General features: G+C 35.5%; 5 protein-coding genes, 1 pseudogene and 1 riboswitch. All 6 genes and pseudogenes read left to right on the forward strand.

Annotated elements, in window-relative coordinates; genetic code table 11:
• Window positions 1-196, forward strand: a pseudogene (locus tag HMPREF1052_RS11330) (hypothetical protein); the annotation flags it as partial.
• 12 nt (window positions 197-208) lie between these two features.
• A complete protein-coding gene (locus HMPREF1052_RS11480; protein WP_005759956.1) occupies window positions 209-1,717 on the forward strand; it encodes a hypothetical protein in 1,509 nt (502 codons plus the stop codon).
• 13 nt (window positions 1,718-1,730) lie between these two features.
• A complete protein-coding gene (locus HMPREF1052_RS04140) occupies window positions 1,731-2,090 on the forward strand; it encodes a hypothetical protein (protein ID WP_040596270.1) in 360 nt (119 codons plus the stop codon).
• 352 nt (window positions 2,091-2,442) lie between these two features.
• Window positions 2,443-2,537, forward strand: a riboswitch (TPP riboswitch).
• A 106-nt stretch (window positions 2,538-2,643) separates the two neighbouring features.
• Entirely contained in the window at window positions 2,644-3,444 is an 801-nt protein-coding gene (thiM, locus tag HMPREF1052_RS04145; protein ID WP_005759960.1) for a hydroxyethylthiazole kinase, read from the forward strand.
• 9 nt (window positions 3,445-3,453) lie between these two features.
• Window positions 3,454-4,260: a bifunctional hydroxymethylpyrimidine kinase/phosphomethylpyrimidine kinase gene (gene thiD, locus HMPREF1052_RS04150; protein WP_040596272.1), complete on the forward strand. Its 807-nt coding sequence runs from the start codon at window positions 3,454-3,456 to the stop codon at window positions 4,258-4,260.
• Window positions 4,253-4,915: a thiamine phosphate synthase gene (thiE, locus tag HMPREF1052_RS04155; protein WP_005759954.1), complete on the forward strand. Its 663-nt coding sequence runs from the start codon at window positions 4,253-4,255 to the stop codon at window positions 4,913-4,915. The genes thiD and thiE overlap by 8 nt, the downstream gene beginning before the upstream one ends.
• Window positions 4,916-5,149 lie beyond the last annotated feature (234 nt).

Consider the following 5,149-nt stretch of genomic DNA (forward strand, 5'->3'; position numbering starts at 1 on the left):
CTCAGATTATGCTAGTGTGAAAACACAGGCGGGAATTTTTGCGGGTGATGGCGGTTACGATGTAGATATTAAAGACAAGGTACAGCTTACAGGGGGCGCTATTCTCTCCTCCGCAGAATCAGATAAAAATGCATTATCGGCACGCACATTCAGCTTTACCGATATTAAAAATCATGCAAATGCTAAAGCCAGTTAAACAGGTTTTGATATGGGATTCTCTGTCGGTAGGGACCAAACATCTAAGGAAGACAAAGAAAAGTATGACCGTATAAACAGAGAAAGAAACGGCGAAACCTTTGAGCAGTCCAACCCAAATCAAGCCAATCGTAGCCCAATTCAATTCGGTTTAGGTGAGAATGACGTACATAGTGCCGATTTTTACGCTATATCAAAAATTGGAGCGGTTAATTTATTGAGTAATACGAAGAAATCTGAAAATGCTTCCAGTACAACTTCATCTGTGATTAGTAACGGGCGATTCACTATTCAGGATTCGGAGGGGCAGGAAAATATTAACCGTATTACAAAATCAACAACAGAACAAACCCATCATTTAGACAAACCTGATTATCAATCTCTGCAAAAAGAAACGGAAACAGATTCAGCAATTAAACGACAATTCTTTTCAAATATGGCAGGGTTAACCGATGAGGCTTATCGAACAATGTTTATAGCCGAACATAGAATGATGACCGCCAAGATTGATGAAAAGGGAAATCCCATAATAGATGAAAATCTCAATAACAAACTTAATAATGAAGCTAAAAAAGTAGCTGATGAAAAATTAAGAAAAGGAGAAATTACTCAAGAGGTGTATGAACAAGAAATTCATAAATATAGAGCTAGCGAATTAGGTAAAGGTCGCAATATTTATCAATTAAGAGAAGTTTCCGATCAAGAACGGAATCACCTGCAAAAAGTAACCTATAAAGATCCGCTCACTGGTAAATCGGAAACAAGGTATGTAGTGGCATTTAATGGCATTTTTAACGATGAAAACGCAGCGGCGAAATTTGCGTGGCAAAACTATGTGGCTAAAGAAAGTGAATCAGGAAAAATAAATACTCGTATCCATAAAGATATTTATTTTGTACATCATCCAGAGGCAAAAAATAAATCTTCTGAATTACTCGTGGCTGGTTATGAAAAGATATTTGAAACCTCTTTTGGTAACTTACTGGGAATGGATAATTCCAGCTTACAAGCCAAACAGATTATGACCAAATATGGTAAAGATAATCTGTTTATTGGCTCACACAGTCGAGGCACCTTAACAGTGGCTAATGCCATAAACTCACTAAATACTCAAGAAAATCGTGAGGCTAAATTACTCTCAGGTACAAAAGTGAAAATGGTGGGGTCCGCAGCTAATGTGACTAATACCGATAATTCCTTAAGTCAGCTACAAACAGGTTCCTTAAGAAACGAGGCTAATAAAGAGGGGGCTATTCGTATTGAAAATCATCAATTAGATCCCGTAGGTAGCTTACCATTTCTATTAGGAGGAAATCCATCAACAATGAATGATAATTATCAGAATAGAGGGATAATAAAACGAACGATTGATATGTTTGGAGATGATTCATCGGTGCATAATTGTCATGGTCTAGGACAAAAACAATGTGTAACGGATGGTTATCGTAAAGATGAAAAAGACCTAATTATGAATAAAGAACGAACAATTTATGATTTAAACAGAAATTCAAACAATAAATAATAGGATAAATTTTATGATAGTACTTTGTATGATTTTTAGTATTGCGTTTTTGGTTAGTTGTTCATTTGGTGGGTTTAAGCCACCTAAACCATACTATATATGGTATACAGGAAAGTCATTTTATGACCCCAATACTGGAGCTTGGATTGGGAAGTTTGACTTTTTCACTCAAAGAGATGTTGATATGCGAGCTTGTGGAATGGATCCTGTATTAGGTGAAAGTGATAAACTTAAAGTTAATTTATGTATGGAAAAAAAAGGATGGTATTTGGAACAAGGTCCCGTATGCGAAGAAAAGTATGTATGGAACGAGCCAGAATGTATTAAATGGCGAGCTAAACACAGCAAACCAGATGCACAACCTTGGGGATAATAAAAAATATTATTAATTTTTAGAAAAACTTTGGGGGTATTGGTTCAAAAACAGAACAAATTGAATTTAACAATAAAACAGTGCATAAAGTAAGAGGTGAACAATGAAAAGCTATTAATTCCATTTTTATTTAATAATATCAATATGTTATCTGGACAAGAGTTCTACGCCATATATGAATTTTAGGTGAAAATAGTAAAAAAATATTTTATGAAAATTCTAGATTTTGTAGAAAAAATTTTTAATTTTTAGACCGCACTTTTACTTCGATTCCCTTTCCATTTTAGTGATCTCACTCACAATTTTATAAAACAAATTTTGTGTTAAATTTTGAACGGTATTACACTTGTTATTACATTAGTCGGGGTGCTACGTTTCAGTAGCTGAGATAACACCCGTGAACCTGATACAGCTAATACTGGCGTAGGAAACTAATTGTAAAAGATTCAAGTAAAACTAAAATACTCTCGTTTATTGATAAAAGATCTTTTGTACTTTTATTCCCTTTCGTCTTATTGCTGGTTAATTTCATTTTTTACAAAAAGGAATTGCTATGCAAACTCATTATTTAGAACTGATTCGCCAAAAAAATCCATTAGTTCATTGTATTACTAATATTGTTGTCACCAATTTTTCCGCTAATGGCTTATTAGCTTTAGGTGCCTCGCCTTTTATGTCAACAATGCCTAAAGAAGTAGCAGAAATTCAAGATTTTGCGCAAGGTGTATTAATAAATATTGGCACGATTCACCCCGCAGATATTGAAGCAATGTTGATTGCAGGAAAAGCAGCAAATCAATTAGGTATTCCTGTGGTATTCGATCCTGTTGGTGTGGGTGCGACGAAATTTCGTCAACAGGTTACACATCAATTACTCAGCCAGATCAAAGTGACGGTTATACGTGGAAACGCTGCGGAAATCGCTTTTTTAGCGGAAGGTTGCTGGCAAGGGAAAGGTGTTGATGCGGCGGGTAATGATGCAGATTTAAATATTATTGCTAAAACCGTGGCTCAAAAATATCAATGTATTGTGGCAATAAGTGGTGAAACTGATGTGATTTCTGATGGTTCACTACTCTGCTCCATTCATAATGGCTCATCTATGCTTCCTAAAGTCACAGGTTCTGGTTGTTTACTCGGTGCTGTAATTGCCGCATTTCTTGGGGTTGCTGAAAAGGATTCATATTTTTCTGCTTGTGTCGAAGCCTGTGCAACTTATGCGGTTGCAGGAGAATTGGCAATGCAAGGCTTACTACCAACAGAATATGGAAGCTTCGCGGTTAATTTTATTAATCAATTAGGTGCGATTACCTCTGCTCAAGTACAACGTGTTAGCAATATCAACAAGAAGTAAAAACATATGATGAATCCAATAATACAAACCTTAACCATTGCGGGTTCCGATAGCGGCGGTGGTGCAGGTATTCAAGCTGATTTAAAAACTTTTCAAATGCGAAATGTTTTTGGGACGTCTGTCATCACTTCGGTGACGGCACAAAATACGCTGGGCGTTTACGATATCCATCTTATTCCTATTGATACAATTCAATCTCAACTTAAAGCTATAGCTGAAGACTTTGATATTAGAGCGGTTAAAATTGGAATGTTGGGAGATGTTAATCGCATTGAATGTGTTGCTGAAGGTTTACGTCAATATTCTTTTGGTAAAATTGTGTTAGATCCCGTGATGATTGCTAAAGGTGGAGCTAGCTTACTACCACAAAGTGCGGTCAGTGCATTAAAAAATTTAATGATTCCTCAAGCAGATATCATAACCCCTAATATTCCTGAAGCAGAAGCACTTACTGGGATTAAAATCCATAATGAAACAGATATTAAAAAAGCTGCTGAAATTATACAAAATTTAGGTGTTGAAACGGTTATTATCAAAGGTGGTCATTTAGATGATGCGAAAAGTGCGGTATGTAAAGATTGGATTTTCACTTCAGATGAAGATTTTACACTCTCTTCCCCTCGTTATCAGACCGTTCATACTCATGGTACAGGCTGTACATTTTCAGCTTGCATTACCGCAGAAATAGCTAAAGGCTATACTGTTCCACAAGCGATACATACAGCCAAGTTATTTATTACTGAGGCAATTAGCCATCCATTAAACATTGGCCATGGACATGGACCAACAAATCATTGGGCATATCGTGATGAATAAAGTGAAATCAATGCTTTCCGTGTATTTTATTGCTGGCTCACAAGATTGTTGCCATTTATCTAACAATACTGGTGAAAATTTACTTCATATTTTAAAACAAGCACTAATGGGCGGAATTAGTTGCTTTCAATTCCGTGAAAAAGGAAAGAACTCTTTAGAAAATGATCCCGCAGCAAAACGTCAACTTGCCATTGAATGCCAAAAGCTATGTAAAGAATTTAACGTTCCTTTCATTATTAATGATGATATTGACTTGGCTTTATCTCTACAGGCTGATGGTATTCATGTAGGGCAAACAGATATGGGAATCAACGATATTCTGCTAAAAACTAAAATAAAACCGATTATTGGATTATCAATAAATAATTTAGCACAAGCTTTAGCGAATCAAAATAATCCTAATATCGATTATTTTGGTATTGGTCCTATTTTCTCTACACAATCTAAATTAGATCACAGTCCTGTGCTTGGTATGGAAATTTTTCATCAAATTCGAGAGCACCAAATTAATAGGCCTTGTGTTGCTATCGGTGGAATTACTGAATTATCCGCACCCGAAATAAGACAACTAGGTGCAGATGGGGTGGCAGTCATTTCTGCGATTACCCGCTCTAAAAACATTTTAGAAACCATTAGAATATTATCAGGCGGTTAAAATTTAATAAAAAGTGATTTAAATCATAAAATATGAAAATGTTGATTGACATATAAATACGAATCCTTATCATTCATAACATTTGTTTTTATTATTAAATTCAATTTATTTTATAACCCTAAGGAATTTGTATGAGTCAATCACACTTACACTTTCGACTTTCGACTTTCGACTTTCGACTTTCGACTTTCGACTTTCGACTTTCGACTTTCGACTTTCGACTTTCGACTTTCA

The sequence above is a fragment of the Pasteurella bettyae CCUG 2042 genome (genome assembly GCF_000262245.1).
Classification (GTDB): domain Bacteria; phylum Pseudomonadota; class Gammaproteobacteria; order Enterobacterales; family Pasteurellaceae; genus Basfia; species Basfia bettyae.

What these genes read in the sequence shown, in the direction of transcription:
- thiD (WP_040596272.1), top strand. Translation starts at nt 3,454, where the DNA reads ATGAATCCAATAATACAAACCTTAACCATTGCGGGTTCCGATAGCGGC.
- thiE (WP_005759954.1), top strand. Translation starts at nt 4,253, where the DNA reads ATGAATAAAGTGAAATCAATGCTTTCCGTGTATTTTATTGCTGGCTCA.
- HMPREF1052_RS04140 (WP_040596270.1), top strand. Translation starts at nt 1,731, where the DNA reads ATGATAGTACTTTGTATGATTTTTAGTATTGCGTTTTTGGTTAGTTGT.
- HMPREF1052_RS11480 (WP_005759956.1), top strand. Translation starts at nt 209, where the DNA reads ATGGGATTCTCTGTCGGTAGGGACCAAACATCTAAGGAAGACAAAGAA.
- thiM (WP_005759960.1), top strand. Translation starts at nt 2,644, where the DNA reads ATGCAAACTCATTATTTAGAACTGATTCGCCAAAAAAATCCATTAGTT.